Source organism: Pseudomonas sp. AP3_22 TE3818 (genome assembly GCF_053628995.1).
On sequence record NZ_JBRJHL010000001.1, the window covers coordinates 1,700,326 to 1,726,442 of the forward strand.

General features: G+C 60.2%; 28 protein-coding genes. 25 read left to right on the forward strand and 3 right to left on the reverse strand.

The window, feature by feature from the left end; all coding sequences use genetic code 11:
* The first annotated feature begins 686 nt into the window (after positions 1 to 686).
* The 3 genes from rluC to AB7M25_RS07960 are packed head-to-tail and all read left to right on the forward strand — an operon-like array spanning position 687 to position 3,312.
* Entirely contained in the window at positions 687 to 1,649 is a 963-nt protein-coding gene (gene rluC, locus AB7M25_RS07950) for a 23S rRNA pseudouridine(955/2504/2580) synthase RluC (protein WP_429388600.1), read from the forward strand.
* Positions 1,636 to 2,298, forward strand: a complete 663-nt coding sequence (locus AB7M25_RS07955) for an HAD-IA family hydrolase (protein ID WP_429560650.1) — start codon at positions 1,636 to 1,638, stop codon at positions 2,296 to 2,298. Before rluC ends, AB7M25_RS07955 begins: the two co-directional genes overlap by 14 nt.
* Before the next feature lie 24 nt (positions 2,299 to 2,322).
* On the forward strand, positions 2,323 to 3,312 hold the full coding sequence (locus AB7M25_RS07960; RefSeq protein ID WP_429516632.1) for a S49 family peptidase: 990 nt from the start codon (positions 2,323 to 2,325) through the stop codon (positions 3,310 to 3,312).
* Positions 3,313 to 3,456: 144 nt separating this feature from the next.
* On the opposite strand, the gene AB7M25_RS07965 is transcribed toward AB7M25_RS07960, so the two are convergent.
* On the reverse strand, positions 3,457 to 4,035 hold the full coding sequence (locus tag AB7M25_RS07965; RefSeq protein ID WP_429388606.1) for a Maf family protein: 579 nt from the start codon (positions 4,033 to 4,035) through the stop codon (positions 3,457 to 3,459).
* A gap of 105 nt (positions 4,036 to 4,140) precedes the next feature.
* Between AB7M25_RS07965 and AB7M25_RS07970 the strand changes: the two genes are divergently transcribed.
* From AB7M25_RS07970 to araH, 22 genes are all read left to right on the forward strand, one after another.
* Positions 4,141 to 4,668 carry a YceD family protein gene (locus AB7M25_RS07970; RefSeq protein ID WP_007942001.1) on the forward strand — a complete coding sequence of 176 codons (528 nt, stop codon included), beginning with the start codon at positions 4,141 to 4,143 and terminating at the stop codon, positions 4,666 to 4,668.
* Positions 4,669 to 4,681: 13 nt separating this feature from the next.
* Positions 4,682 to 4,864: a 50S ribosomal protein L32 gene (gene rpmF / locus AB7M25_RS07975; RefSeq protein ID WP_003179396.1), complete on the forward strand. Its 183-nt coding sequence runs from the start codon at positions 4,682 to 4,684 to the stop codon at positions 4,862 to 4,864.
* Positions 4,865 to 4,868: 4 nt separating this feature from the next.
* On the forward strand, positions 4,869 to 5,879 hold the full coding sequence (gene plsX, locus AB7M25_RS07980; RefSeq protein WP_429388608.1) for a phosphate acyltransferase PlsX: 1,011 nt from the start codon (positions 4,869 to 4,871) through the stop codon (positions 5,877 to 5,879).
* A 125-nt stretch (positions 5,880 to 6,004) separates the two neighbouring features.
* Positions 6,005 to 6,943, forward strand: coding sequence for an ACP S-malonyltransferase (gene fabD, locus AB7M25_RS07985; RefSeq protein ID WP_007977053.1), 939 nt, complete (start codon positions 6,005 to 6,007; stop codon positions 6,941 to 6,943).
* Positions 6,944 to 6,959: 16 nt separating this feature from the next.
* A complete protein-coding gene (fabG, locus tag AB7M25_RS07990; protein ID WP_102700897.1) occupies positions 6,960 to 7,700 on the forward strand; it encodes a 3-oxoacyl-ACP reductase FabG in 741 nt (246 codons plus the stop codon).
* Positions 7,701 to 7,896: 196 nt separating this feature from the next.
* Positions 7,897 to 8,133 carry an acyl carrier protein gene (gene acpP / locus AB7M25_RS07995; RefSeq protein WP_003175607.1) on the forward strand — a complete coding sequence of 79 codons (237 nt, stop codon included), beginning with the start codon at positions 7,897 to 7,899 and terminating at the stop codon, positions 8,131 to 8,133.
* Positions 8,134 to 8,242: 109 nt separating this feature from the next.
* A complete protein-coding gene (gene fabF / locus AB7M25_RS08000) occupies positions 8,243 to 9,487 on the forward strand; it encodes a beta-ketoacyl-ACP synthase II (RefSeq protein ID WP_015096381.1) in 1,245 nt (414 codons plus the stop codon).
* Positions 9,487 to 10,302, forward strand: coding sequence for an aminodeoxychorismate lyase (gene pabC, locus AB7M25_RS08005; RefSeq protein ID WP_429388611.1), 816 nt, complete (start codon positions 9,487 to 9,489; stop codon positions 10,300 to 10,302). Before fabF ends, pabC begins: the two co-directional genes overlap by 1 nt.
* Before the next feature lie 3 nt (positions 10,303 to 10,305).
* Positions 10,306 to 11,538 (forward strand): endolytic transglycosylase MltG, encoded by a 1,233-nt coding sequence (gene mltG, locus AB7M25_RS08010; protein ID WP_429516638.1) that lies wholly within the window; start codon positions 10,306 to 10,308, stop codon positions 11,536 to 11,538.
* 19 nt (positions 11,539 to 11,557) lie between these two features.
* Positions 11,558 to 12,190, forward strand: coding sequence for a dTMP kinase (tmk, locus tag AB7M25_RS08015; RefSeq protein WP_429388615.1), 633 nt, complete (start codon positions 11,558 to 11,560; stop codon positions 12,188 to 12,190).
* Positions 12,183 to 13,169: a DNA polymerase III subunit delta' gene (locus AB7M25_RS08020; RefSeq protein WP_429388617.1), complete on the forward strand. Its 987-nt coding sequence runs from the start codon at positions 12,183 to 12,185 to the stop codon at positions 13,167 to 13,169. Before tmk ends, AB7M25_RS08020 begins: the two co-directional genes overlap by 8 nt.
* Before the next feature lie 68 nt (positions 13,170 to 13,237).
* Positions 13,238 to 14,023: a TatD family hydrolase gene (locus AB7M25_RS08025; RefSeq protein ID WP_007977042.1), complete on the forward strand. Its 786-nt coding sequence runs from the start codon at positions 13,238 to 13,240 to the stop codon at positions 14,021 to 14,023.
* 342 nt (positions 14,024 to 14,365) lie between these two features.
* On the forward strand, positions 14,366 to 15,004 hold the full coding sequence (locus AB7M25_RS08030) for a TetR/AcrR family transcriptional regulator (RefSeq protein WP_007977040.1): 639 nt from the start codon (positions 14,366 to 14,368) through the stop codon (positions 15,002 to 15,004).
* 137 nt (positions 15,005 to 15,141) lie between these two features.
* Complete coding sequence (locus tag AB7M25_RS08035; RefSeq protein WP_429516640.1) at positions 15,142 to 16,110, forward strand: GTP 3',8-cyclase MoaA; 969 nt, start codon at positions 15,142 to 15,144, stop codon at positions 16,108 to 16,110.
* Between the two features lie 171 nt (positions 16,111 to 16,281).
* Positions 16,282 to 16,890, forward strand: coding sequence for a DUF4823 domain-containing protein (locus AB7M25_RS08040; protein ID WP_015096374.1), 609 nt, complete (start codon positions 16,282 to 16,284; stop codon positions 16,888 to 16,890).
* A gap of 16 nt (positions 16,891 to 16,906) precedes the next feature.
* Positions 16,907 to 17,467, forward strand: a complete 561-nt coding sequence (locus AB7M25_RS08045) for a DUF1285 domain-containing protein (RefSeq protein WP_218479613.1) — start codon at positions 16,907 to 16,909, stop codon at positions 17,465 to 17,467.
* Between the two features lie 191 nt (positions 17,468 to 17,658).
* Positions 17,659 to 18,375, forward strand: a complete 717-nt coding sequence (locus AB7M25_RS08050; RefSeq protein ID WP_095966307.1) for a FadR/GntR family transcriptional regulator — start codon at positions 17,659 to 17,661, stop codon at positions 18,373 to 18,375.
* Between the two features lie 127 nt (positions 18,376 to 18,502).
* Positions 18,503 to 19,378 (forward strand): SMP-30/gluconolactonase/LRE family protein, encoded by an 876-nt coding sequence (locus AB7M25_RS08055; RefSeq protein ID WP_454237143.1) that lies wholly within the window; start codon positions 18,503 to 18,505, stop codon positions 19,376 to 19,378.
* A gap of 274 nt (positions 19,379 to 19,652) precedes the next feature.
* Positions 19,653 to 20,471: an SDR family oxidoreductase gene (locus AB7M25_RS08060; protein ID WP_454237144.1), complete on the forward strand. Its 819-nt coding sequence runs from the start codon at positions 19,653 to 19,655 to the stop codon at positions 20,469 to 20,471.
* Between the two features lie 138 nt (positions 20,472 to 20,609).
* Positions 20,610 to 21,614, forward strand: a complete 1,005-nt coding sequence (locus AB7M25_RS08065; RefSeq protein ID WP_429388629.1) for a substrate-binding domain-containing protein — start codon at positions 20,610 to 20,612, stop codon at positions 21,612 to 21,614.
* A 64-nt stretch (positions 21,615 to 21,678) separates the two neighbouring features.
* Positions 21,679 to 23,217 carry an L-arabinose ABC transporter ATP-binding protein AraG gene (araG, locus tag AB7M25_RS08070; protein WP_454237145.1) on the forward strand — a complete coding sequence of 513 codons (1,539 nt, stop codon included), beginning with the start codon at positions 21,679 to 21,681 and terminating at the stop codon, positions 23,215 to 23,217.
* Between the two features lie 12 nt (positions 23,218 to 23,229).
* Positions 23,230 to 24,198 carry an L-arabinose ABC transporter permease AraH gene (araH, locus tag AB7M25_RS08075; RefSeq protein ID WP_033048066.1) on the forward strand — a complete coding sequence of 323 codons (969 nt, stop codon included), beginning with the start codon at positions 23,230 to 23,232 and terminating at the stop codon, positions 24,196 to 24,198.
* 201 nt (positions 24,199 to 24,399) lie between these two features.
* On the opposite strand, the gene AB7M25_RS08080 is transcribed toward araH, so the two are convergent.
* Positions 24,400 to 24,723 (reverse strand): hypothetical protein, encoded by a 324-nt coding sequence (locus AB7M25_RS08080; RefSeq protein ID WP_429388633.1) that lies wholly within the window; start codon positions 24,721 to 24,723, stop codon positions 24,400 to 24,402.
* Positions 24,724 to 24,789: 66 nt separating this feature from the next.
* A complete protein-coding gene (locus tag AB7M25_RS08085) occupies positions 24,790 to 26,010 on the reverse strand; it encodes an MFS transporter (RefSeq protein ID WP_429516645.1) in 1,221 nt (406 codons plus the stop codon).
* Between the last annotated feature and the right edge of the window lie 107 nt (positions 26,011 to 26,117).

Below are 26,117 nucleotides of genomic sequence, written 5' to 3' on the forward strand. Positions count from 1 at the left end.
CCGGGCTGCCGGAAACGGCGTTCGGCACACACGACTTCTCACGGTCGGTGTCAGGTGCGTCGGGAGTGGTTGGCCATTTCCCGTGTCCAGCGAAGTCCGGCCAATGTGGGCCTTCATCGCGACGTACGCGTCCTGCTTGCTGTGGCTACTTAAGCACTCAGTCAGGAGGAGGAATCAACCAGCGGCTGTGGACGAGATGAAGCGTCTGGAGAAAGCCTGTTGCTACACAGTCCGGCGGTTGTGCATCTCCACCCTACACGTATCCCTGATAATTCGGGTGCTGCCGCGCGCAGAATCCGCAGCGGGTTGGCATTTACCGTGAGCTCCGAAAGGGGAGGTCACGCATCATGGCTAATTTAGGCGTTGTTTCCGATGCCTTCGCTCGGGGTCATTCGCAGCTGACTGCACTTTGTGAACTGGCCGTGAATATGGCTCGCAAAACGAGTGGAAAACTCTGCTTTGTGGCGTGATTCAGGCCTCATGTCACCTGCGCTCGTTACACCTGCAAACTCCACCGTTACGTAGCGAAAGCCCCGTAGGACGGCCTCGCGTCCTGGTGAATTGCGTTGGTCAGGGCCGGTTTTTGACCGTTGGTCCGCTGTCCAGGCCGCTTTTGGCGGCGTTCGCGACTATAGCAGCAATGATTAAGTGCTTCAATTCCATAAAAAATTGTTATCATCCGCGGCATGACGACGACTACCCCCCCGACTCCAGGCGTACAACTGCTTGAGGTCTCGCCGGAATATGCCGGCCAACGTATTGATAATTTCCTTCTCGCCCGGCTCAAAGGCGTGCCCAAGACCTTGATTTACCGCATTTTGCGCAAGGGCGAAGTGCGCGTGAACAAAGGTCGGATCAAGCCCGAGTACAAGCTGCAGGCGGGCGATATCGTGCGCGTGCCGCCGGTTCGCGTGCCTGAGCGCGACGAGCCGGTGCCACTGGCACAAGGCCTGCTGCAGCGGCTCGAAGCCTCGATTGTCTTCGAAGACAAAGCCCTGATCGTGATCAACAAGCCCGCCGGCATTGCGGTTCACGGCGGTAGCGGCCTGACGTTCGGGGTGATCGAAGCCTTTCGTCAGTTGCGCCCCGATTGCAAGGAGCTCGAACTGGTTCACCGTCTCGACCGTGACACGTCCGGCCTGTTGATGATCGCCAAGAAACGCAGCATGTTGCGTCACTTGCACACCGCGTTGCGTGGTGATGGCGTCGACAAGCGCTACATGGCGCTGGTGCGCGGTAACTGGGCGAGCTCGATCAAGCAAGTCCGTGCGTCGCTGGGCAAGAGCAATCTGCGCTCCGGCGAGCGCATGGTCGAGGTCGACGAGGAGGAGGGCAAGGAGTCCGTGACCGTGTTCAAGGTCCTGCGCCGCTTCGGCGACTTTGCCACCCTGATCGAAGCCAAACCGATTACCGGCCGGACTCACCAGATCCGCGTGCATACCTTGCACGCCGGGCATTGCATCGCTGGCGACAGCAAGTATGGTGACGAAGGTTTCAGCAAGGAAATCCGCGATCTGGGCGGCAAGCGCCTGTTCCTGCATGCCTACATGCTGACCGTGCCGTTGCCTGATGGCGGCGAGTTGAAGTTGCAGGCGCCGGTTGACGAGATGTGGGCCAAGACTGTGGAGCGATTGAGTGCGCCCATCTGATTACAAGCTGCTGATCTTCGACTGGGACGGCACGCTGGCCGACTCCATTGGCCGGATTGTCGAGGCGATGCATGTTGCCTCCCGGCGCTCTGGTTTTGAACAGCGTGACGATTTTGCCGTCAAGGGCATCATCGGCCTGGGCTTGCCGGAAGCGATCCGCACCCTGTACCCCGAGATCGATGACGCCGAATTGATCGCGTTTCGCGAACACTACGCCGAACATTACATTGCGTCGGAGGCCGTGCCTTCGCCGTTGTTCGAGGGTGTGGTCGAGTCGCTCGAGGCATTTCGTGCCGAGGGTTATCATCTGGCTGTGGCGACCGGCAAGGCCCGTCGCGGGCTGGATCGGGTGCTGAAGGCCCATGGCTGGGAGGATTACTTCGATATCACCCGTGCCGCCGACGAGACCGCCAGCAAGCCCCATCCGCTGATGCTCGAGCAAATTCTCGCGCATTGCGAGGTGCGCCCGGAGCAGGCGTTGATGGTCGGTGATTCGTCCTTTGATTTGCAGATGGCACGCAACGCCGGCATGGGGTCGGTGGCCGTAAGCTATGGCGCTCAATCGATCGATGCGTTGAAGTTGTATAAGCCGCGACTGGCCATCGACCGTTTTTCAGAATTGCACGCCTGGCTGAGTCAGCAGGCTTAACCAGTTGTTTTTGGGGTGGACGGCATGACCGACGAATGGAAGGCGCCCGCCAAGGCGAGCGCAGAGGGCGGTGACGACAAAAGCTGGAAGCTGCTGGAGAAGACGCTGCTGGCCAGTGTGCAGGAGCAGCGCCGGTCCCGTCGCTGGGGAATATTCTTCAAGTTGCTGACGTTTGTGTATCTTTTCGGCGCTATTGCACTGTTTTCGCCGCTGATGGATATGGAGAAGGCCGCTACCCTGAGTGCCAATTACACGGCATTGATCGATGTGACCGGCATGATTGCCGACAAGGAGCCGGCCAGCGCAGACAATATCGTTGGCAGCCTGCGCGCGGCTTTCGAGGACAAGAAGGTCAAGGGTGTCATCCTGCGCATCAACAGCCCGGGCGGCAGTCCGGTGCAGTCGGGTTATGTCTATGACGAGATCCGTCGTCTGCGCGGCCTGCATCCGGACACCAAGCTCTATGCGGTCATTTCCGACCTGGGGGCTTCCGGTGCTTATTACATCGCCAGCGCGGCGGATCAGATCTACGCCGACAAGGCGAGCCTGGTCGGCTCCATCGGTGTGACGGCGGCCGGTTACGGCTTTGTCGGCACCATGGAGAAACTGGGTGTCGAGCGTCGCACTTACACCTCGGGCGAACACAAGTCGTTCCTTGACCCGTTCCAGCCACAGAAGCCGGAAGAAACCGCCTTCTGGCAAAGTGTGCTCGATACGACCCACAAACAATTCATCAACAGCGTCAAGCAAGGGCGCGGCGACCGCCTGAAGGACAAGGAGCATCCGGAGCTGTTCTCCGGCCTGGTCTGGTCCGGCGAACAGGCGCTGCCGCTGGGATTGATCGATGGGCTGGGCAATGCCAGTTCGGTTGCGCGGGATGTGATCGGCGAGAAAGAACTGGTGGACTTTACCGTTCAGGAGTCGCCATTCGATCGCTTCTCGAAAAAGCTCGGTGCCAGCGTGGCTGAGCATTTGGCGATGTGGATGGGGTTTAACGGTCCGTCGTTGCGCTGATTGCGGGGTGACATGAAAAAAAACCGGCCTGCGTGGCCGGTTTTTTTGCTTTCGCAGGATCCGTAGGAGCTGGCTTGCCAGCGAAGGCGGCATACCTGGCACACCGCGTCGCCTGGTTCGCCAGCAAGCCGGCTCCTACAGTGCTCAGGGTATTTGCACGCCTTCGACCAATAGCATGTCGATCAGGCGAATCAGCGGCAGGCCGATCAGGCTGGTCGCGTCAGGTCCCTCGGTGCTGCGAAACAGGCTGACACCCAGGCCTTCGGCCTTGAAGCTGCCGGCGCAATCGTAGGGCTGCTCGGCGTGCAGGTAGCGCTCGATGCGGGTCGCGTCGAGTGTGCGCATGTGTACGGTGAACGGCACGCAATCGACCTGGCAGTGCCCTGTCCGGCTGTTGAGCAGGGCCAGGCCGGTCAGGAAGGTCACGCTGGTGCCGCTGGCGGCCAGCAGTTGTTCGCGGGCTTTTTCGAAGGTGTGGGGCTTGCCGATTATCCGCTCTCCCAGCACGGCGACCTGGTCGGAGCCGATTATCAGATGAGCGGTATGGCTGGCGGCCAGGGCGCGCGCTTTCTCTTCGGCAAGGCGCTTGACCAGTGTGATGGCGGATTCGCCCGGGCGATGGCTTTCGTCGATATCCGGCGAACTGCAGGTGAACGGCAGTTGCAGGCGGGCCAGCAATTCCCGGCGATAGACCGAGCCGGAAGCGAGTAATAAAGGCAGCATGCGCATCTCCATAAGGCAGGTGCGAATTCTAGCGAGGCTTCCAAGTGACGGACAGGGCTGAATTTCCTTTGACATGGGCGGGTGCATCCCTATAATGCTGCGCCTATGTTGAATGACCCGATTCCACCTCACGTTGACCCGCGCAAATTGGCTGATCGTGGCACCACCCTTCAAGGTGAAATGCTGCTGGCCGATTTGGAGAGACTCTGCGACCCGCTTTCCGACAATGTCGGTACGGTGCAGGCTAAATTCGTTTTTGAACGAGATGAACGTAAATCTGTGGTCATCCACAGCTTTATCGACACTGAAGTCAAAATGGTTTGCCAGCGTTGTCTTGAGCTGGTCACCCTGCCGATCCACAGCGAATGCAGTTACGCTGTGGTGAAGGAGGGTGCGAATACCCAGTCGTTGCCGAAAGGTTATGACGTGCTGGAACTGGGCGAAGATCCATTGGATCTGCAGTCACTGATCGAGGAGGAGCTTCTGCTCGCCTTGCCCATTGTGCCTGCTCATCATCCGGAAGAATGCCAGCAGCCGGCGGGAGCAGATGAGCCCGAACCGAGCGAGGACGAGGTAACGCGGTCCAACCCGTTCAGTGTATTGGCGCAGTTAAAGCGTGACCCAAACGTTTAGGAGTTAATCAATTATGGCTGTTCAGCAGAACAAAAAATCCCGCTCTGCCCGTGACATGCGCCGTTCGCACGACGCTCTCGAGGCTAGCACCCTGTCTGTAGAAAAAACCACCGGTGAAGTTCACCTGCGTCACCACGTATCGCCAGAAGGCGTATACCGTGGCCGTAAAGTGATCGACAAGGGCGCTGACGAGTAATCACTTGTCCGCTCAAGTCATCGCGATTGACGCAATGGGCGGGGACTTCGGTCCCCGCAGCATTGTCCAGGCCAGCCTTGCTTGCCTGTCCGCTACACCCTCGCTGCACCTGACCCTCGTCGGTCAACCCTCCCTTCTTGAAGAATTGATCGCTGGCTGTTCGGCTGTGGATCGCGCGCGCCTGTCGATTGCTCCGGCGAGCGAAGTCATCAGCATGGACGACAAGCCCGCCCAGGCCTTGCGAGGCAAGCCCGACTCGTCGATGCGCGTGGCCCTTGAGTTGCTGCGCGACGGTAAAGTCCAGGCCTGTGTCAGTGCGGGCAATACCGGGGCGTTGATGGCGTTGTCGCGCTTCGTGCTCAAGACCCTGCCGGGCATTGACCGTCCGGCCATGGTGGCGGCGATCCCGACACAAAAGGGTTACTGCCAATTGCTCGACCTGGGTGCCAACGTCGATTGCAGTGCCGAGCATCTGTTGCAGTTTGCGGTCATGGGCTCGGTGGCGGCAGAGACGCTGGGCATTAGCCGTCCACGGGTGGCGTTGCTGAACATCGGTACCGAAGACATCAAGGGCAATCAGCAGGTCAAGCTGGCGGCGACTTTGTTGCAAGGCGCCCGGGGCATCAATTACATCGGCTTTATCGAGGGCGACGGTTTGTACCGTGGCGAAGCGGATGTGGTGGTGTGTGACGGTTTTGTCGGCAACATCCTGCTCAAATCCAGCGAAGGTCTGGCGACCATGATTGCCGGGCGTATCGAGGCGTTGTTCAAGAAGAACCTGGCCTCACGTGCGGTCGGCGCACTGGCGCTGCCGTTGATGAAGCGTCTGCAGGCCGACCTGGCGCCTGCCCGGCATAACGGCGCGAGCTTTCTCGGCTTGCAGGGGATTGTGGTGAAGAGCCACGGTTCTGCCGGGGTCCAGGGTTTCCAAAGCGCCATTTCGCGCGCCATGATCGAGATTCAGGAAAATCTTCCCGAGCGCCTGCACGGTCGTCTGGAGGATTTGTTGCTTTAGGCGTTTTCGTCGGACAATGCTTAAATGTGACCGCTTGGTTCGATGGGCCATCCAACTGTCAGTTTCTTGCGTCCCCAAAGCGGGGCGCCAATTCTCCGACGACAAGATCATTAGGGGCTTGTTACATGTCTGCTTCCCTCGCATTCGTCTTCCCGGGACAGGGTTCGCAGTCCCTCGGCATGCTGGCCGAGCTGGGCGCACAACACCCGGTTGTCCTTGAAACATTCAAAGAAGCTTCCGATGCACTGGGTTACGACCTGTGGGCACTGACCCAGCAAGGGCCGGAAGAGCAACTCAATCAAACCGATAAAACCCAGCCGGCCATTCTGACCGCCTCGATCGCCCTGTGGCGTCTGTGGCTGGCCGAAGGTGGTGCGCGTCCGGCCTACGTCGCCGGGCACAGCCTGGGTGAATACAGCGCGCTGGTGGCAGCGGGCAGCCTGAGCCTGGGCGATGCGGTGAAACTCGTCGAGCGTCGTGGCCAATTGATGCAGGAAGCCGTTCCGGCCGGGCAGGGCGGCATGGCCGCCATCCTCGGCCTGGACGATGCCGACGTACTGGCCGCCTGTGCCGAAGCGGCGCAAGGCGAAGTGGTCAGTGCGGTGAACTTCAATTCCCCGGGCCAGGTGGTCATCGCCGGTGCCAAGGCTGCGGTTGAACGCGCCATCGAAGGCTGCAAGGCGCGTGGTGCCAAGCGTGCCATGCCGCTGCCGGTCAGCGTGCCGTCCCACTGCGAGCTGATGCGTCCGGCTGCCGAGCGTTTCGCCGAATCGATCGCCGCGATCAACTGGCAGGCGCCACAGATTCCTGTGGTCCAGAACGTCAGCGCCGAAGTGCCGGCCGATCTGGAAACCCTCAAGCGTGATCTGCTCGAACAGCTGTACAAACCCGTACGCTGGGTCGAGTCCGTACAGGCGCTGGCTGCCAGGGGCGCGACCAATCTGGTCGAGTGCGGCCCGGGTAAAGTGCTGGCCGGTCTGAACAAGCGTTGCGCCGAAGGCGTATCGACATCCAACCTCAATACCCCAGACGCTTTCGCTGCCGCCCGTGCAGCGTTGGCCTGAATCAGGAGAAGCTTGCATGAGTCTGCAAGGTAAAGTTGCACTGGTCACCGGTGCAAGCCGTGGCATCGGCCAGGCTATCGCCCTGGAACTGGGTCGTCAGGGCGCCATCGTTGTCGGTACCGCGACTTCCGCGTCGGGTGCCGAGCGTATTGCCGCGACCCTGAAGGAAAACGGAATTCAAGGCACCGGCCTGGAACTCAATGTCACCAGTGACGAGTCCGTGGCGGCGGTCCTGGCGAGCATCCAGGAGCAGTTTGGTGCGCCGGCGATCCTGGTCAACAATGCCGGTATCACCCGCGATAACCTGATGATGCGCATGAAAGACGACGAGTGGCACGACGTTGTCGATACCAACCTGAACAGTCTGTTCCGCCTGTCCAAGGGCGTTTTGCGTGGCATGACCAAAGCCCGTTGGGGCCGAATTATCAGTATTGGTTCGGTTGTGGGTGCCATGGGCAACGCAGGCCAAGTAAACTACGCTGCCGCCAAGGCCGGTCTGGAAGGTTTCAGCCGTGCATTGGCGCGTGAAGTCGGTTCGCGTGCGATTACGGTAAACTCGGTGGCCCCAGGGTTCATCGATACCGATATGACCCGTGAACTGCCCGAGGCGCAGCGTGAAGCCTTGCAGTCGCAGATTCCGCTGGGTCGTCTGGGGCAAGCTCAAGAGATCGCGTCCGTGGTCGCTTTTCTTGCGTCGGACGGTGCGGCTTACGTTACCGGAGCTACAATCCCGGTGAACGGCGGGATGTACATGTAATTCAAATGTGACGGATTGCTTCAAAAAAATGTCATACGAGCTGTCTAAAATCCGTTATAAAGCTGCAATCTATTTATAGGCAGAGGGTCACCGGGTTCGAGGAGTGAAGCTTTCAGTTGAAAAGCTGAAAAGCCTTTCTATACACTTACCCACTGGCCAGCTGCCTGAATTTGTCCATTAGGAGTGAAAACAAGGTATGAGCACCATCGAAGAGCGCGTCAAGAAAATCGTTGCTGAGCAACTGGGCGTTAAAGAAGAAGAAGTGGTCAACACTGCTTCCTTCGTTGAAGACCTGGGTGCCGACTCCCTTGACACCGTTGAGCTGGTGATGGCTCTGGAAGAGGAATTCGAGACCGAAATCCCTGACGAAGAAGCCGAGAAGATCACTACTGTACAAGCTGCAATCGACTACGTTACTAGCCACCAGGCGTAATAGTTTGTAATCGTTGCTCGCTGTCATGGAAAAACCGCACTGCCATCATGGCGTGCGGTTTTTTCTTTAGGCCTGATGCAAAGTCGTCATTTGAAAAAAGGAGAGTGCTGTGTCGCGTAGACGCGTCGTAGTCACCGGTATGGGTATGTTGTCGCCACTGGGCACGGATGTGCCGAGCAGCTGGCAGGGCATTCTGGCTGGCCGCAGTGGCATTGGTCTGATCGAACACACCGACCTTTCTGCCTATTCCACCCGTTTTGGCGGCTCGGTAAAGGACTTCAATGTCGAGGAATACCTGTCGGTCAAGGAAGCCCGCAAGCTCGACCTGTTCATTCAATACGGTCTGGCCGCAGGTTTTCAGGCGGTGCGCAACGCCGGTCTTGAAGTCACCGACGCCAACCGCGAACGCATCGGCGTGGCCATGGGATCGGGTATTGGCGGACTGACCAATATCGAAGAAACCAGCCGCACCCTGCACGAGACTGGCCCACGACGGATTTCCCCGTTCTTCGTGCCAGGCTCGATCATCAATATGATTTCCGGTTTCCTGTCGATCCATCTGGGGGCACAGGGACCTAACTACGCCATCGCCACGGCCTGTACCACCGGTACCCACTGCATTGGCATGGCAGCCCGCAACATCATGTACGACGAAGCCGACGTGATGATTGCCGGCGGCGCCGAGATGGCGGCCTGCGGCCTGGGCATGGGCGGCTTCGGTGCCTCCCGCGCGCTGTCTACCCGCAACGACGAGCCGACCCGCGCCAGCCGTCCATGGGACAAGGGCCGCGACGGCTTCGTGCTGTCCAATGGTGCCGGTGCACTGGTTCTGGAAGAACTGGAGCACGCCAAGGCCCGTGGTGCGACCATCTACGCCGAGCTGATCGGCTTCGGTACCAGTGGCGATGCCTACCACATGACCTCGCCGCCAGCCGATGGTGCGGGTGCTGCGCGCTGCATCACCAATGCGCTGCGCGATGCCAAGATCAATGGCGATCAAGTGCAGTACATCAACGCCCACGGCACCTCGACTCCCGCCGGCGATCTCGCTGAAGTCAATGCGATCAAGTCGGTGTTCGGCGAGCATGCCTACAAGTTGGCCGTCAGTTCCACCAAGTCCATGACCGGCCACCTGCTGGGTGCGGCGGGCGCGGTCGAGGCGATCTTCAGCGTGCTGGCCATCAACAGCCAGGTAGCGCCGCCGACCATCAACCTTGATGAGCCGGATGAAGGCTGCGACCTCGATTTCGTGCCGCACACCGCGCGCAACATGGATATCGATGTGGTCGTGTCCAACTCCTTCGGTTTTGGCGGCACCAATGGCTCGCTGGTGTTCCGCCGGTTCGCAGGCTGATGGACTGCTGGGTCGACGGTCAGCCGGCAGACGCTCTGTCGCTGAAGGATCGCGGCCTGGCTTATGGCGATGGTCTGTTCGAGACCATCGCCGTGCGCAACGGGCAACCCGTGTTGCTGGAGCGGCATCTGTCGCGTCTGGCGGATGGCTGTTCGCGTCTGGCGCTTGCTGCCGATCAGGAATTGATCCGCAGCGAACTGCTGGCCTACGCCGCCGCATTGGGTGACGGGGTGCTCAAGCTCATTCTCACCCGCGGCGACGGTCTGCGCGGTTACGCTCCCGATCCTTCGGCCCAGGCCCGACGCATTCTGCAAGGCAATCCACCTGCAGCCTATGCTGCCGCGCATGGCGAGCAGGGTGTTCGTCTGTTTCCCTGCACCACACGATTGTCCAGGCAGCCATTACTGGCCGGCCTCAAGCACCTCAATCGACTTGAGCAAGTCCTCGCCCGTGCCGAATGGCAGGACACCGAGCATGCCGAAGGCTTGATGCTCGATCAGGCCGGGCGCGTGATCGAAGGCGTGTTCAGCAATCTGTTCCTGGTGCGTGACGGTGTGCTCATCACGGCTGATCTCAAGCGCTGCGGCGTGGCGGGGGTGATGCGTGCCGAACTATTGTTTCAGGCCAGATCGCTGGGAATCCCCGCGCAAATCACCGACATTCCCCTCGAACAGCTGCAATGGGCTGACGAAGTCTTTGTCTGCAACAGCGTGTATGGTATCTGGCCGGTGCGTGCTTATGCTGCTCTTCACTGGCCGGTTGGGCCGCTCACCCGTAAACTCCAAACCATTGCCCGTGTGCTACTGGATGCTTGATACGTGAGACGTAAACTCTTGCTGCTGCTGGAAACCGGAGTGGTTTTGGCAGGGCTGCTGATGGGTGCTTCAGCCTGGAAAATTCATTCGGCGCTGGTACAGCCGCTGAACATTGTCCAGGAACAATTGCTGGATGTGCCCAAGGGCACCACGCCGACCCGCACCTTCTACCGACTTGAAGCCGATGGCGTCATCAAGGACGCCTTCTGGCTGCGCGTGTATTGGCGCTTCAATCTCGCCAAACAACCCCTGCACAGCGGTGAATACCGCATGAAGCCGGGCATGACCGTCGAAGGCCTGATCGACCTGTGGAAACGCGGGGAAATGGTTCAGTACAGCCTGACCCTGGTCGAAGGCTGGAATTTCCGCCAGGTTCGCGCAGCGCTGGCCAAGGAAGAGAAACTCGATCATAGCCTCGACGGTTTGAGCGATAGCCAGGTCATGGACAAGCTCGGCCACACCGGGATTTTTCCGGAAGGGCGCTTCTTCCCTGACACCTATCGTTACGTGCGCGGCATGTCCGATATCGAGCTGCTGAAAACCGCCTACGACCGCCTCGACGAAGTACTCGCCAGGGAATGGGAACAGCGCGCCGCGGATGCGCCGTACACCGAACCCTATCAAGCGCTGATCATGGCCTCGCTGGTCGAGAAGGAGACCGGCGTACCACAGGAGCGCGGGCAGATTGCCGGCGTGTTTGTACGGCGGATGGCGATGGGCATGCTGCTGCAGACCGATCCGACGGTGATCTACGGTCTCGGCGACCGCTACAGCGGCAAGCTGACCCGGGCTCACCTCAAGGAATCGACGCCTTATAACACCTACATGAATGCGGGCCTGCCGCCGACGCCGATTTCCATGGTCGGTCGCGAAGCCATCCATGCGGCGCTCAATCCGGTGGAGGGCAACAGTCTCTACTTCGTGGCGCGAGGTGATGGCACTCACGTGTTCTCCGACGACCTGGATGCCCACAACAATGCCGTGAAGGAGTTCCAGCTCAAGCGTCGCGCCGATTACCGCTCCAGTCCGGCGCCCACTGCCACGTCAGAGACAGCGCCGACCCAGACTGAGCAAAACGGTACGCAGGAGGCCAAGGCTTCGCAGGAGCTGGCACCGATCCCGGCCGCTTCACCGAACACGGCTCCCGAGGCGCTGCCGCAAGTGCCGGCGCAAGATCCGGCGCCAGCTCCCGAAACACCGGAACCCGATGCAAGCGCACCGAAAAGCCCGCAATGACTCTGACCAAGGACTGCCTGTGACTGGCTTGTTTATTACTCTGGAAGGCCCGGAAGGCGCCGGCAAGAGCACCAATCGCGAATACTTGGCCGAGCGCTTGCGCGCCGCCGGCATCGAGGTGGTGCTGACCCGCGAACCGGGGGGCACGCCGTTGGCCGAGCGCATCCGTGAAGTGCTGCTGGCTCCCGTCGACGAAGTCATGAACCCGGATACCGAGTTGCTGTTGGTGTTCGCGGCGCGTGCCCAGCACCTGGCTGAAGTGATTCGCCCGGCGCTGGCCCGTGGTGCCGTGGTCTTGTGTGATCGTTTTACCGATTCGACTTACGCCTACCAGGGCGGCGGCCGTGGCTTGTCGCTTGAGCGCATCGCGGCTCTGGAAACCTTCGTTCAAGGCGATCTGCGCCCGGACCTCACACTGATTTTCGATCTGCCTGTCGAGGTCGGCCTGGCCCGCGCCAGCGCCCGCGGCCGCCTGGATCGCTTCGAACTCGAAGGCCGGACCTTTTTCGATGCCGTACGCCATGCGTTCCTCAACCGGGCCAAGGCCGATCCGGCGCGTTATGTGCTGGTCGATGCGGCCCAACCGTTGGCACAGGTTCAGCAATCGCTGGATGCCTTGTTGCCACGCCTGCTGGAGTTGAACCGTGGCTGAGGCCTATCCGTGGCAGGAAAACCTCTGGCAGCACCTGGCGGGTCGTGCGCAGCATGCGCACGCCTACCTGCTGCATGGCCCGGCCGGGATCGGCAAGCGGGCACTGGCCGAGCGCCTGATGGCCAGTTTGCTGTGCCAGCGCCCGAAGGCGCTGGAGGCCTGCGGCGAATGCAAATCCTGTCTGCTGCTCAAGGCTGGCAGCCACCCGGATAACTACATCCTTGAACCGGAGGAAGCCGACAAGGCGATCAAGGTCGATCAGGTTCGCGATCTGGTCGGTTTCGTGGTGCAGACCGCGCAGTTGGGCGGGCGCAAAGTGGTGCTGATCGAGCCGGTCGAGTCGATGAACATCAACGCCGCCAATGCCTTGCTCAAGAGCCTTGAAGAACCGTCCGGCGATACGGTTTTGTTATTGGTCAGCCATCAGCCGAGCCGCTTGTTGCCCACCATCAAGAGTCGCTGCGTGCAGCAGGCCTGCCCGCTGCCGGGCGAGGCCATGAGCTTGAAGTGGCTCGCCCAGGCGTTGCCGGAATGTTCCGAAGAGGAGCGCGTCGAGTTGCTGACGCTGGCCGCAGGTTCGCCACTGGCGGCGGTCAATCTCCAGGCCCAGGGCGTGCGTGAGCAGCGCATGCAAGTCGTGGAAGGGGTGAAGAAGCTCCTCAAGCAACAGCAGTCGCCGACGCAACTGGCCGAAGAATGGAAAAACATTCCGATGTTGCGCCTGTTCGATTGGTTCTGCGACTGGTCGAGCCTGATCCTGCGCTATCAATTGACCCAGGACGAAGCTGGCCTCGGCCTGGCCGACATGCGCAAGGTCGTGCAATACCTGGCGCAGAAAACCGCCCAGGGCAAAGTCCTCGATATTCAGGACTGGATTCTCGCCCAGCGACAGAAAGTCTTGAGCAAGGCCAACCTCAATCCGGCCTTGCTGCTGGAGGCCTTGCTGGTGCAATGGGCGTCGTTGCCTGCCCAAAGATGACTGTCTGCGCCTAGAATCTATCAGTACACCCGACCGTCCCACCCATTCGATGTAAGTTGCAGCCCTTTATGCTCGTAGATTCCCATTGTCACCTCGATCGCCTCGATCTGGCCGCCCACGACGGCTCCCTGGATGCTGCCCTGGATGCCGCCCGGCAGCGCGGGGTAGGGCACTTTCTGTGTATCGGTGTCAGCGCGGACAACGCCGCCGACGTCAAAGCCCTGGCCGAACGTTATGACGACGTCGATTGCTCGGTGGGCGTGCACCCTCTGGATGTACAGCCCGGTGCCGCGCCAGCGCTGGACTGGCTGTTGCAGGAGCTCAATCACCCGCGCGTGGTCGCCATCGGCGAAACCGGCCTCGATTACCACTACGAGCCGGAAGCGGCGCAGTTGCAGCAGGAATCCTTTCGCCTGCACCTGCAAGCGGCGCAGCAGACCGGCAAACCGGTGATCATCCACACCCGTGGGGCCCGCACCGATACCCTGGACTTGTTGCGCGAAGCGGCACTGCCCCAGGCGGGCGTATTGCACTGCTTTACCGAAGACTGGGAAATGGCGAAGGCCGCGCTGGACATGGGCTATTACATTTCCTTGTCCGGGATTGTCACTTTTCGCAATGCCGATGCGTTGCGCGACGTGGCCAGCAAGGTGCCGGCCGACCGGTTGCTGGTGGAAACCGACTCGCCCTACCTGGCGCCGATTCCCCATCGCGGCAAGCCAAATCTGCCGCAGTACGTGCGTGAAGTAGCGGAATTTCTGGCAATGTTGCGTGGTGAACCCTACGAGCGGTTTGCCGAGCAGACCACGGCCAATTTCAAGCGGCTGTTCCCGCTGGCGCACGTAAAAGGTTAAATCGCAGGCAAAAAAAACCCGGGTTCTGGGGGGTGAATCCGGGTTAAGACCATTAGGAGTAAAACAATGGCACGCGGTCCGTTGGTACCAATATCGGCGTGACACTTGGGGGAGATGCCCCGCCGACAGTTCAAGTATTGATCAGGATTGCGCCTCGTCCAGTTTGCTGGTCAGGGTTTTTAAACAAATTTGGAATACGTGCGCTTCGGAAGAGTTCTCATCAACCGGCAATCGTCCGCGGAATGACTGGAAAGCGCAGATATGGTCGGATGATCCGTGCATTTTTGCGTAAGTTAGGCATAATACGCGGCTTCGAATTTTGACCCCGACAGACCTTTTCTTATGCATAAAGAACCTCGTAAGGTCCGTGAGTTTCGTCGCCGCGAGCAGGAAATTCTCGATACCGCGCTTAAGCTGTTCCTCGAACAAGGTGAAGACAGTGTCACCGTCGAGATGATTGCTGATGCCGTCGGTATCGGCAAAGGCACGATCTACAAGCACTTCAAATCCAAGGCGGAAATCTATCTGCGCCTGATGCTCGACTACGAGCGCGATTTGAACGCACTGCTGCATTCGGCCGATGTCGATAAGGACAAGGAAGCCCTGTCCCGGGCCTACTTCGAATTCCGCATGCGCGATCCACAACGCTATCGCCTGTTCGACCGCCTCGAAGAGAAAGTGGTCAAGGGCAACCAGGTGCCGGAGATGATCGAGGAGCTGCACAAGATCCGTGCCTCGAACTTCGAACGCCTGACCCTGCTGATCAAGGGCCGGATCAGCGAAGGCAAGCTGGAAGACGTGCCACCTTACTTCCACTACTGCGCGTCCTGGGCGTTGGTGCACGGCGCCGTCGCGCTGTATCACTCGCCGTTCTGGAGCAATGTGCTGGAAGATCAGGAAGGTTTCTTCCAGTTCCTGATGGACATCGGCGTGCGCATGGGCAACAAACGCAAGCGTGACACCGACACTTCCGGCAGCTGAGCCATTCAGTTGCCTTATTGCGCCATGATTTTGCTACTTGGCGCAGTACTGCAGGAATATACTCAGGTAGAGGACTTGCTAAAACTTGATTTCTGAGTCAAGTTTTAGCGGCCCGATATTCTTCCGCCGGAGTGACCATGATCGTTGACCGTCAAGGCAGGCGTTTTCGCAACTTGCGAATCAGTCTGACCTCTGCCTGCAATTACGCCTGTACCTACTGTGTGCCCAACGGCAAGCGGCTGGTGGCTGCGCAGGATGAATTGTCGGCCGAAGCGATGGCACGCGGTGTGGCTTATCTGATTGAGGCGGCAGGGATCGAGCGTCTGCGCATTACTGGCGGCGAGCCGCTGGTCAGCCCGAAACTCGAAGCCTTCATGACAGCGGTCGGGCAGATGGGCCTGGAAGATATCAGCCTGACCACCAATGGCCAGTTGCTGGCGAAGAAACTGCCGCTGCTGGTGAACGCCGGCATTCGGCGCCTCAACGTTTCCCTCGATACCCTCGACGCCAGTGCGTTCCGCGGCATTGCCCGGGGCGGCGACCTGGCCACCGTGCTCGACGGCATGAACGAGGCCAGAGCGGCCGGCATGAAGATCAAGGTCAACATGGTGCCGCTGCGTGGGCAGAACCTGGATCAAGTGATGCCACTGCTCGACTACTGCCTGGAGCGTGGTTATGAACTGCGCTTCATCGAGCTGATGCGCATGGGCCACCTGGCCAACGATTCCAATGCCTTTTTGCAGCAGTTCGTCAGCCTCCAGCAATTGCTGAGCCTGATCGGCGAGCGCTATGAATATCTGCAGGCCGATGCCCCGGTCGATGCAACGGCGGTTCGATATGAAATTCCCGGCCAGGGTTACTTCGGCGTGATCGCCAACGAAAGTGTGCCGTTCTGCCGGACCTGCTCGCGACTGCGCTTGTCTTCCACCGGGTGGCTGCATGGCTGCCTGTCGTCGAGCAATCGCCATTACGTCGGTGACCTGCTGGACAAACCGCGCCACCAGGCGCTGCCGGCCTTGCAGAGACTCCTGGTGAAAGCCTTGGGGGACAAGCAGGAAGTGGCGTTCTCCGGCGGCGCGACAGTCATGAAGATCATCGGCGGTTGAACCGGCCTCATCGCGGGCAAGCCACGCTCCCACAAGAATGTGCGTAAATCCTGTGGGAGCGTGGCTTGCCCGCGATTGCGTTTGATCAGGCAACGATCAACTTGAGCTGGCGCAAAAGCTGCATCCTACGGCCATTCGCCGGTTTTCCGACACCGGCCTCTGGAGGATAGGATGCGTAGCCTGGTTTTGCTGCTGGCCGTTTTGGCACTTGGTGGCTGCATGAACGTCAGCGATATGGCCGAAGGGACTCGTTACCATATGAGCGATGCGGGGTTGCTCGATCACAGCGACAGCCGCCGCGTAAACAACCTGCGCATTCAGCCGGACTCGTTTGTCTACATCGCCCAAGGCGCTTTCATGCCGCCCGGCAGCGCCGTTTACCCACGGCCCAACGTGATTGCCGAAGTCGCGTTCGATGGCTTCGTCGAATACTTCCCGATGGTCCGCCGTGCCCGCACGCCGGAAGGCCTCGACCAGGCCATGGGCGAAGCCCGTGCCGCCGGTGCGCACTATCTGCTCTACACCCGATTTGCCAAGTCGGACGACCGTATCGGCAACTCGGACGAATGGCTGGATCAGGAAGCCCTGGATCGCCTCGGCATCGACAGCGGTATGATTCAGATCATGTTGATCGAGACCAGCACCCAGTATTTGATTGATACTGCGACCATCAAGAGTCGTGGCGGTTTACTGACGTTCCACGATAAAAAACCCGAAGACCTGATGGGCCCGCCGCTGGAGCAGTATGCGCGCGGCCTGCTGGGGCTCAGCGACCAGTAACTTGAAGGAGAACGCCATGAGTGGCCCGCAAAAAGCCAACGACTTGCTGGGGCAGATCCCCAAGACCAAAGGCTTGCCGCCGGTGCACCTGTGGAACCCCGATTTCTGCGGTGACATCGACATGCGCATCGCCCGGGACGGCACCTGGTATTACCTGGGCACGCCGATCGGGCGCAAGCCGATGGTCAAGCTGTTCTCCACCATCATTCGCCGCGACGGCGATGATTATTTCCTGATTACCCCGGTGGAAAAAGTCGGCATCAAAGTCGACGATGCGCCGTTCGTGGCGATTGCGGTGGACGTGGAAGGCGAGGGCGAGGCGCAGGTGTTGCGCTTTACCACCAACGTCGATGAAACCACCGAGGCCGGTGCGGAGCATTCCTTGCGCGTAGTGATCGATCCCGACACGCAGGAGCCAGCCCCTTACGTGCATGTGCGCAGTAATCTGGAGGCGTTGATTCACCGCAATGTGTTCTACCAATTGGTAGAGCTGGCGGTGAGTCGCGAGATCGACGGCCAGCGTTGGCTCGGTGTCTGGAGTGGCGGCGAGTTTTTCCCCATCGGTCTCGAACCCTGACGCAAAACCCTGTGGGAGTGGGCTTGCTCGCGAAAGCGCTGGGTCATCCGACATCTTTGTCGGATGTGACTCCGTCTTCGCGAGCAAGCCCGCTCCCACATTAGGTTTCTGATTTCTTCAAAAAATCAAATTGACACCCAATCGTATGATGATTAGCGTGGTCCTCCATCGCATACGACTTCGAGGTGCCCATGTCCAACAGCTTTCATGCTACTACGGTCGACTGGCTGGGATGCTGGCTGGCCACGGGGCAGGTCAGGCCGGGTGAGTCACTCAAGGTCGAAGCCGACCTCGGCGAGCAACTTGGCGTGAGCCGCACGGTCATCCGCGAAGCGATCAAAACCCTGGTTGCCAAAGGCATGCTCGAGGTCGGCCCGAAAGTCGGCACGCGGGTGTTGCCGGTGCGGCGCTGGAACCTCTTCGATCCACAAGTCGTCGGCTGGCTGTCGCGCAGCGGCTTGCCGGAAAACTTCGTCGACGATCTGCTCGATCTGCGTCGCACCATCGAACCGATGGCCGTGCGTTGGGCTTGTGAGCGTGCGACCGGCGAACAGGTGGACGCGATCCTGTTGGCCTGCAACGCACTGGAACGGGCAGTGGACAGCGGCATCGATTACAACCGTGCCGACCAGCTCTTCCACGAGTGCATCCTCGCCGCCAGCCACAATCAATTCATCGAACAAATGGTTCCCGCCCTCGGCGCGTTGCTGGCGGTGGCCTTTGAAGTGTCCGCTGCCGATCCGGATGAACTGCGTCGCACCTTGCCGATTCACCGGGACCTGGCCGAGGCTATCGCGGCCCGTGATACAGCTCGGGGCGTCTGGGCCTGCATGACCCTGATCGATAACGCCGCCCTGGCGATCAAGCGTTACTACCCGCAAGTCATGGCCGATAAAAAGGCCAGCTGAGAACTCGAACCCCTGTAGGAGCGAGCTTGCTCGCGATGGTGTATCAGCTACCACGAGACCGACTGACACACCATCGCCAGCAAGCTGGCTCCTACATCATAAAAACAAGAACCATGCAGGAGGTTTCATGACGTTGACGACGGTTACCGGGCATCGGGCGAAACTGGGCGAAGGTCCGTTCTGGGATGCGCTGACCCAGGCCCTGTATTGGGTGGATATCGCGGGTAAGCAGGCGTTGCGGTTGATCGGCGCCAACGTGCAGATCTGGCAGATGCCGGAGCATGTGTCCGCCTTTATCCCCTGTGAAAGCGGCGACGCGCTGGTGACATTGAACAGTGGCGTGTATCGGCTCGATCTCGATTCACCGGGCCTGGCGCCGCGCCTGACATTGTTCTGCGTGGCCGATCCGCAACCGGGCAACCGCCCCAACGAAGCCCGCTGCGACGCCCAGGGCCGGCTCTGGCTCGGAACCATGCAAAACAATATCGGAGAACAGGGTGAAGACCTGCCCATCGTGCGCCGCTCGGGTGGACTGTTTCGCATCGATCGTACCGGGCGGGTTGTCCCGTTGCTGCGCAATCTGGGCATTCCCAACACGCTGTTGTGGAGCGATGACGGCACCAGCGTTTATTTCGGCGACAGCCTCGATGGCACCTTGTATCGACACTTCATCCGCAGCGACGGAGCCCTCGATGCGCCGCAGGTCTGGTTTGGCCCGCATGGGCGCGGCGGCCCGGACGGTTCGGCGATGGATGCCGAAGGTTTTATCTGGAATGCCCGTTGGGATGGCCACTGTCTGCTCAGGTTGAGCCCTGACGGCAAAATCGACCGGACCATCGAACTGCCGATCAGTCGTCCCACCAGTTGCGTGTTCGGTGGTGCAGACCTGAAAACCCTGTACATCACCAGTGCGGCGAGTCCGCTGGGCCATCCGCTGGATGGGGCGGTGCTGTCGATTCCAGTGGATGTGCCCGGGAAGCGTTGCACACGTTTTGCGGGTTAAGTCCCATAATATGGGATGCAAATATATATATTGAGATTTATCGCGGGCCAGGTTTATAGTCGGCCTCACCAGTTACATGCACTCACACTCAAAAAAACAAAACAGGTGAAGTGATGCAGCGAAACTCCCCCGTGCTCCCTTGCGGAGACAGTGCCGCAAAGCGTTTTCAAGCTGAAACGTTTTCGCGCTTACCTGTTTTCTTCCACAACGCCTTTTGACCGGCCATCGACTGATGTCCGGTTTTCGTCGTGTTTTCGAACAGGAGTCTTGAACCATGGCTGAACCGCTGTCATTGCCCCCGGTGCCCGAACCCCCCAAGGGTGAGCGCCTCAAAGACAAAGTCGTGCTGCTGACCGGTGCCGCCCAGGGCATTGGCGAGGCCATTGTGGCAACCTTTGCGTCCCAGCAGGCCAGGCTGATCATCAGCGACATTCAGGCCGAGAAGGTCGAGAAGGTCGCGGCGCACTGGCGCGGACAGGGCGCCGACGTGGTGGCGATCAAGGCTGACGTTTCACAGCCGCAGGATCTGCAGGCGATGGCCAGGCTGGCGGTCGAGCGACACGGCCGGATCGATGTGCTGGTCAACTGCGCCGGGGTCAACGTGTTCCGTGATCCGCTGGAAATGACCGAGGATGACTGGCGTCGCTGCTTTGCCATTGACCTCGATGGCGCGTGGTATGGCTGCAAGGCGGTGCTGCCGCAGATGATCGAGCAGGGCATCGGCAGCATCATCAATATTGCCTCGACCCATTCCTCCCACATCATTCCGGGCTGCTTTCCCTACCCGGTGGCCAAGCACGGTTTGCTTGGCCTGACCCGCGCGCTGGGTATCGAATATGCGTCCAGGGGCATCCGCGTCAACGCCATCGCACCGGGCTATATCGAAACCCAGATCAATATCGATTACTGGAACGGTTTCGCCGACCCTCACGCTGAGCGCCAGCGTGCGTTTGACCTGCATCCACCCAAGCGCATCGGCCAGCCGATTGAAGTGGCGATGACCGCGGTGTTCCTGGCCAGTGATGAAGCGCCGTTCATCAATGCCTCGTGCATCACCATCGATGGCGGGCGCTCGGTGATGTATCACGACTAAGTGACCGGGCTTTCAGGCGTCCTGGTACGTCTGAAATCCAATCATCATACGATATGACTATTGGTGGTACGGTTTACCGCCTTGGCTTTACAGAACGCTTTCAAAGAACGCTCAAGAAAAATAACAAGGAGTCAGCTTATGAATCGTCGTCATGCTATCCGTTCCCTGTGCTGTGCCGCGTTGGCGGTATCGGCGGTCAGCCTGAGCAGCACGCTGCTGGCGGCCGAGGAAGTGAAAATCGGTTTCCTGGTCAAGCAGGCGGAAGAACCCTGGTTCCAGACTGAGTGGGCGTTTGCCGAAAAGGCCGGGAAAGAGAAAGGCTTCACCCTGATCAAGATCGCCGTGCCGGACGGTGAGAAAACCCTGTCGGCCATCGACAGCCTCGCGGCCAATGGCGCCAAAGGCTTCGTGATCTGCCCGCCGGACGTGTCCCTCGGCCCGGCAATCATGGCCAAGGCCAGGCTCAACGGGTTGAAGGTGATCGCCGTCGATGACCGTTTCGTCGATGCCAGCGGCAAATTCATGGAAGACGTGCCGTACCTCGGCATGGCCGCGTTCGAAGTCGGCCAGAAGCAAGGCCATGCCATGGCCACCGAGGCGAAGAAGCGCGGCTGGGACTGGAAAGACACGTACGCGGTGATCAACACCTATAACGAACTCGACACCGGCAAGAAGCGCACTGACGGTTCGGTGAAAGCCCTGGAAGACGCCGGCATGCCGAAGGACCACATCCTGTTCTCGGCCCTCAAGACCCTCGACGTGCCGGGCAGCATGGACGCCACCAACTCGGCATTGGTGAAACTGCCGAGTGCAGCGAAGAACCTGATCATCGGCGGCATGAACGACAACACCGTGCTCGGCGGTGTGCGCGCCACCGAGAGCGCCGGGTTCGCTGCGGCCAACGTGATCGGCATCGGCATCAATGGTACCGACGCCATCGGCGAGCTGAAGAAGCCCGACAGTGGCTTCTATGGTTCGATGCTGCCGAGCCCGCACATCGAGGGCTACAACACCGCGAGCATGATGTACGAGTGGGTCACCACCGGCACTGAACCGGCGAAATATACTGCCATGGACGACGTGACGCTGATCACCCGCGACAACTTCAAGCAGGAACTGGAAAAGATCGGCCTGTGGAACTGACGGCCATTGATTTCAGCGGCGGCCTCGGTGACGAGGTTGCCTGTCCGGTTTGAAGAGGTGGGTTATGCACGCGCAAACACATACACAACAACACAGCGGCAGCTTGCGCTTCAACGGGATCGGCAAGACCTTTCCCGGGGTGAAGGCGCTGGACAACATCAGCTTCGTCGCCTATCCGGGGCAGGTTCATGCCTTGATGGGCGAGAACGGCGCTGGCAAATCAACGCTACTGAAAATCCTCGGCGGGGCCTACATACCCAGCAGCGGAGCCTTGCAGATCGGCGAGCGGACGATGGACTTCAAGTCCACCGCCGACAGCATCGGCAGTGGCGTCGCGGTGATCCACCAGGAGCTGCATCTGGTGCCGGAAATGACCGTGGCCGAGAACCTGTTTCTCGGGCATCTGCCAGCCAGTTTCGGCCTGATCAATCGCGGCACCTTGCGCCAGCAGGCGCTGGCCTGTCTCAAAGGCCTGGCCGATGAGATCGACCCGCAGGAGAAAGTCGGGCGCCTGTCCCTGGGGCAACGGCAACTGGTGGAAATCGCCAAGGCGTTGTCCCGTGGCGCCCATGTGATTGCCTTCGACGAACCCACCAGCAGCCTTTCGGCGCGGGAGATAGACCGCTTGATGGCGATCATCGGCCGCCTGCGGGACGAGGGCAAAGTGGTGCTCTATGTCTCCCACCGTATGGAAGAAGTGTTCCGCATCTGCAATGCCGTGACGGTGTTCAAGGACGGGCGATACGTGCGCACGTTCGATGACATGAGCGAGTTGACCCACGATCAATTGGTCACCTGCATGGTCGGGCGCGACATCCAGGACATCTACGATTACCGCCCGCGCCAGCGCGGCGCGGTGGCACTCAAGGTCGACGGTCTGCTCGGGCCGGGGTTACGCGAGCCCGTGTGTTTCGAGGTGCACAAAGGCGAGATCCTCGGGTTGTTCGGGCTGGTGGGCGCCGGTCGCACCGAACTGTTGCGCCTGCTCAGCGGCCTGGCACGCAACAGCGCCGGACAGCTGAAACTGCGTGACCATGAACTGAAGCTGCGTTCACCCCGGGACGCGATTGCCGCCGGGATCCTGTTGTGCCCCGAGGACCGCAAGAAGGAAGGCATTCTGCCGCTGGCCAGCGTCGCCGAGAACATCAATATCAGCGCCCGCGGCGCCCATTCCACCTTCGGCTGCCTGTTGCGTGGCTTGTGGGAGAAAGGCAACGCCGACCAGCAGATCAAGGCGCTCAAGGTGAAAACACCACACGCCGGGCAGCCGATCAAGTTTCTATCCGGCGGCAATCAACAGAAGGCCATTCTCGGTCGCTGGCTGTCGATGCCGATGAAAGTGCTGCTGCTCGACGAACCGACCCGCGGCATCGACATCGGTGCCAAGGCCGAGATTTACCAGATCATCCATAACCTGGCGGCCGAGGGGATCGCGGTGATTGTGGTGTCCAGCGACTTGATGGAAGTCATGGGCATTTCCGACCGCATCCTGGTGCTGTGCGAAGGCGCGCTGCGTGGCGAACTGAGCCGCGACCAGGCCAACGAATCCAACCTGCTGCAACTGGCTTTGCCGCGCCAACGCGCCGACGGCGTGGCGAACTGAGAGGTGACTATGATGACAACCCAAAACAACACCCTGCCGACTACACGCAAACCGCTGGATATGCGGCGTTTTCTAGATGACTGGGTAATGCTGCTGGCGGCCGTCGGAATCTTCGTGCTCTGTACCCTGATGATCGACAACTTCCTGTCGCCGCTGAACATGCGTGGCCTGGGCCTGGCGATTTCCACCACCGGCATTGCGGCGTGCACCATGTTGTATTGCCTGGCGTCCGGGCATTTCGACCTGTCGGTGGGCTCGGTGATTGCCTGTGCCGGGGTGGTTGCGGCGGTGGTGATGCGCGACACCAACAGCGTGTTTCTCGGTGTCTGTGCGGCGCTTGTAATGGGCCTGATCGTCGGGCTGATCAACGGCATCGTCATCGCCAAGCTGCGGGTCAACGCGCTGATCACCACGCTGGCGACCATGCAGATTGTACGCGGCCTGGCCTACATCTTCGCCAACGGCAAAGCGGTGGGGGTGTCCCAGGAGTCGTTCTTCGTGTTCGGTAACGGCCAGATGTTCGGCGTGCCGGTACCGATCCTGATCACCATCGTCTGCTTCCTGTTCTTCGGCTGGCTGCTGAACTACACGACCTATGGGCGCAACACCATGGCCATCGGCGGCAATCAGGAGGCGGCGTTGCTGGCCGGGGTCAATGTCGACCGGACCAAGATCATCATCTTTGCCGTGCATGGCGTGATCGGCGCGTTGGCCGGGGTGATCCTGGCGTCGCGCATGACCTCCGGCCAACCGATGATCGGCCAGGGTTTTGAACTGACCGTGATCTCGGCCTGTGTACTGGGCGGGGTATCGTTGAGTGGCGGTATCGGCATGATCCGGCACGTGATTGCCGGGGTGTTGATTCTGGCGATCATCGAGAATGCGATGAACCTGAAGAACATCGATACGTTTTATCAGTATGTGATTCGTGGTTCGATCTTGCTGCTGGCGGTGGTTATTGACCGCCTCAAGCAACGCTGACACTCATTTTTCTGTAGGAGCGGGCTTGCCTGCGAAGGTCTGTCTGAAATGTAAATGGTGGATATGAAGACGCCTTCGCGGGCAAGCCCGCTCCCACAGGGTTCTGCCTTCACACATTGAGTGCTGGTCTGGCATAGATCCTGTGGGAGCGGGCTTGCCCGCGAAGGGGCCATCAGCTTCGGTACATTTATCCTGGCTTCACTATTGGCTGATATTGCGGTCCTCGTCCTCGGTGGTGCTCGAGCCGAGACCACCGCTGCCGGGCGTTTTTTTGTCCGGCAAGTCCGCCCCGCCTTGACGCCCCGTGTCATTGCCCTGGATGCGTGGGTCGGTGCCGGTGGACGGAGGCAGGTTATGGTCGATGGTGGTGCCATCGGTGTTCATGCCGGGGGCGCTCTGGATGGCCGGCGCCCTGGGCTTTTCCACCGGATTGGTCGGGCCGGTACTTGAGCCGAGGGTCCCGGCGAACGAGGCAAAAGGCAGCAGGGCGGTGAGGGCGAGGGCGATCAACCTGGACAGGATCATGGTGTTGTCTCCAACGGGTAGAGTCCTTACCTGATTAGTCCGTCCTCGACCGGGATAGGTGCGTTGTTAGCGACGGACGGCTCGGGCCTGTGTCAATGCCCTGACCGCTGCAGCCCTTCGCCAGATCAATCGGCCTGCGGTGATCAACCAGTTGAGCGCAGCAACCGCCAGCACGGTGAGCAGCAGTGTGGTCATCCCTTGCTCGACGATGATTTTCCCGGCCAGCATGGGAAAGCCGAACACTCCGATGAAGTACGACAGGCTGAACAGCAGCAAGGATTGCGCGGTGGTGCCGGTCGGCGCCTCATTGGCAGCCAGGCCGTTGATCACCGAGTAGGTCAGGCCGTAACCGGTCCCGAGCATCACCGCCGCGAGCACGTAGCTGAAGCTGCTGTCGACGACAAAGCCGAACATGACGATCGACGCCAGCATCAGCCCCGAAAGCAGGCACGAGGCACGCAATGGGTCGCACTTGACCACGAATCCGGCAACCAGCATTCGGCCACTGATCGCCGCGCTCATGAAGCCGAGGAAAAACAGCGAGTAGTCGAGTGAGCGGGCTGCGGCATAACTGGTTTGAAAACTCGATAGCCCGCCGAACACGCAGCCGCCAAGACCGACCATGATGATCGGGAGCACCGCCCGGGACGACAACACCTGACCTGCTGCTCGCCAGGAAATCCGCGACACGCTGGTCGATTGAGTGTGTGCCTGTTTCAACTGCCGATCCAGGCGCCAGAACAGCAGCACACCGACCAGGCTGGCCAGCGCCGCCAGATAAAACGCAGCGGTCACCGGATAACCGAGGGCGCTCGCCGCGCGACCGAGCAGTGGGCCACTGCCGATCCCGGTCATCATGCTGCCCGACAGCAGGGCGAAGTATCTGGCGCGCTGTGCGGGTGTCACCAGGCTTGCCACGATGATCGGCCCGAGGGTGTAGAACACGCCCCAACCCAGGCCCAACAGCAGGCCGAAAAACAACAGCAGATGGCCGAAGCCCGGGGTCAGGGCGAAGCCCAGGCTGGCCGCTACCAGCAACACACCGAACAGCGCCACCGACCGGGCAGCACCGAGCAAGTCGGACAGATGGCCGGAAACGATCACCGCCGCAAAGGTGCTGAGCATCGCCGCCGAAATCACACTGCCGGCGTCGTGCTCGTTGCCGCCACGCGAGCCGATCAACAGCGACAGCAGGAAGGTCGAGCCGTAGGACAACGACAACAGGTAACTGGCGAGGCAAAACAGGCCGAACAACTTGCTTGAGACAGGGGGTGTTGCGGTAGACATGACGCAGTTCCTTGACCGGATAAGTGAGCAGCGCCGCTATCTAACCACGCGGTGCCCGAATGTCAGGTCCAAGGTTATCGATGCCAGGGTTAGTGGCGAGCGGAGTG

Bases quoted from the DNA above. Each gene is read 5' to 3' on its own strand.
- rluC (WP_429388600.1), top strand. From the start codon at position 687: ATGACGACGACTACCCCCCCGACTCCAGGCGTACAACTGCTTGAGGTC.
- AB7M25_RS07960 (WP_429516632.1), top strand. From the start codon at position 2,323: ATGACCGACGAATGGAAGGCGCCCGCCAAGGCGAGCGCAGAGGGCGGT.
- AB7M25_RS07965 (WP_429388606.1), bottom strand. From the start codon at position 4,035: ATGCTGCCTTTATTACTCGCTTCCGGCTCGGTCTATCGCCGGGAATTG.
- AB7M25_RS07970 (WP_007942001.1), top strand. From the start codon at position 4,141: ATGTTGAATGACCCGATTCCACCTCACGTTGACCCGCGCAAATTGGCT.
- rpmF (WP_003179396.1), top strand. From the start codon at position 4,682: ATGGCTGTTCAGCAGAACAAAAAATCCCGCTCTGCCCGTGACATGCGC.
- fabD (WP_007977053.1), top strand. From the start codon at position 6,005: ATGTCTGCTTCCCTCGCATTCGTCTTCCCGGGACAGGGTTCGCAGTCC.
- fabG (WP_102700897.1), top strand. From the start codon at position 6,960: ATGAGTCTGCAAGGTAAAGTTGCACTGGTCACCGGTGCAAGCCGTGGC.
- acpP (WP_003175607.1), top strand. From the start codon at position 7,897: ATGAGCACCATCGAAGAGCGCGTCAAGAAAATCGTTGCTGAGCAACTG.
- pabC (WP_429388611.1), top strand. From the start codon at position 9,487: ATGGACTGCTGGGTCGACGGTCAGCCGGCAGACGCTCTGTCGCTGAAG.
- AB7M25_RS08025 (WP_007977042.1), top strand. From the start codon at position 13,238: ATGCTCGTAGATTCCCATTGTCACCTCGATCGCCTCGATCTGGCCGCC.
- AB7M25_RS08030 (WP_007977040.1), top strand. From the start codon at position 14,366: ATGCATAAAGAACCTCGTAAGGTCCGTGAGTTTCGTCGCCGCGAGCAG.
- AB7M25_RS08035 (WP_429516640.1), top strand. From the start codon at position 15,142: ATGATCGTTGACCGTCAAGGCAGGCGTTTTCGCAACTTGCGAATCAGT.
- AB7M25_RS08040 (WP_015096374.1), top strand. From the start codon at position 16,282: ATGCGTAGCCTGGTTTTGCTGCTGGCCGTTTTGGCACTTGGTGGCTGC.
- AB7M25_RS08045 (WP_218479613.1), top strand. From the start codon at position 16,907: ATGAGTGGCCCGCAAAAAGCCAACGACTTGCTGGGGCAGATCCCCAAG.
- AB7M25_RS08050 (WP_095966307.1), top strand. From the start codon at position 17,659: ATGTCCAACAGCTTTCATGCTACTACGGTCGACTGGCTGGGATGCTGG.
- AB7M25_RS08055 (WP_454237143.1), top strand. From the start codon at position 18,503: ATGACGTTGACGACGGTTACCGGGCATCGGGCGAAACTGGGCGAAGGT.
- AB7M25_RS08060 (WP_454237144.1), top strand. From the start codon at position 19,653: ATGGCTGAACCGCTGTCATTGCCCCCGGTGCCCGAACCCCCCAAGGGT.
- AB7M25_RS08065 (WP_429388629.1), top strand. From the start codon at position 20,610: ATGAATCGTCGTCATGCTATCCGTTCCCTGTGCTGTGCCGCGTTGGCG.
- araG (WP_454237145.1), top strand. From the start codon at position 21,679: ATGCACGCGCAAACACATACACAACAACACAGCGGCAGCTTGCGCTTC.
- araH (WP_033048066.1), top strand. From the start codon at position 23,230: ATGACAACCCAAAACAACACCCTGCCGACTACACGCAAACCGCTGGAT.
- AB7M25_RS08080 (WP_429388633.1), bottom strand. From the start codon at position 24,723: ATGATCCTGTCCAGGTTGATCGCCCTCGCCCTCACCGCCCTGCTGCCT.
- AB7M25_RS08085 (WP_429516645.1), bottom strand. From the start codon at position 26,010: ATGTCTACCGCAACACCCCCTGTCTCAAGCAAGTTGTTCGGCCTGTTT.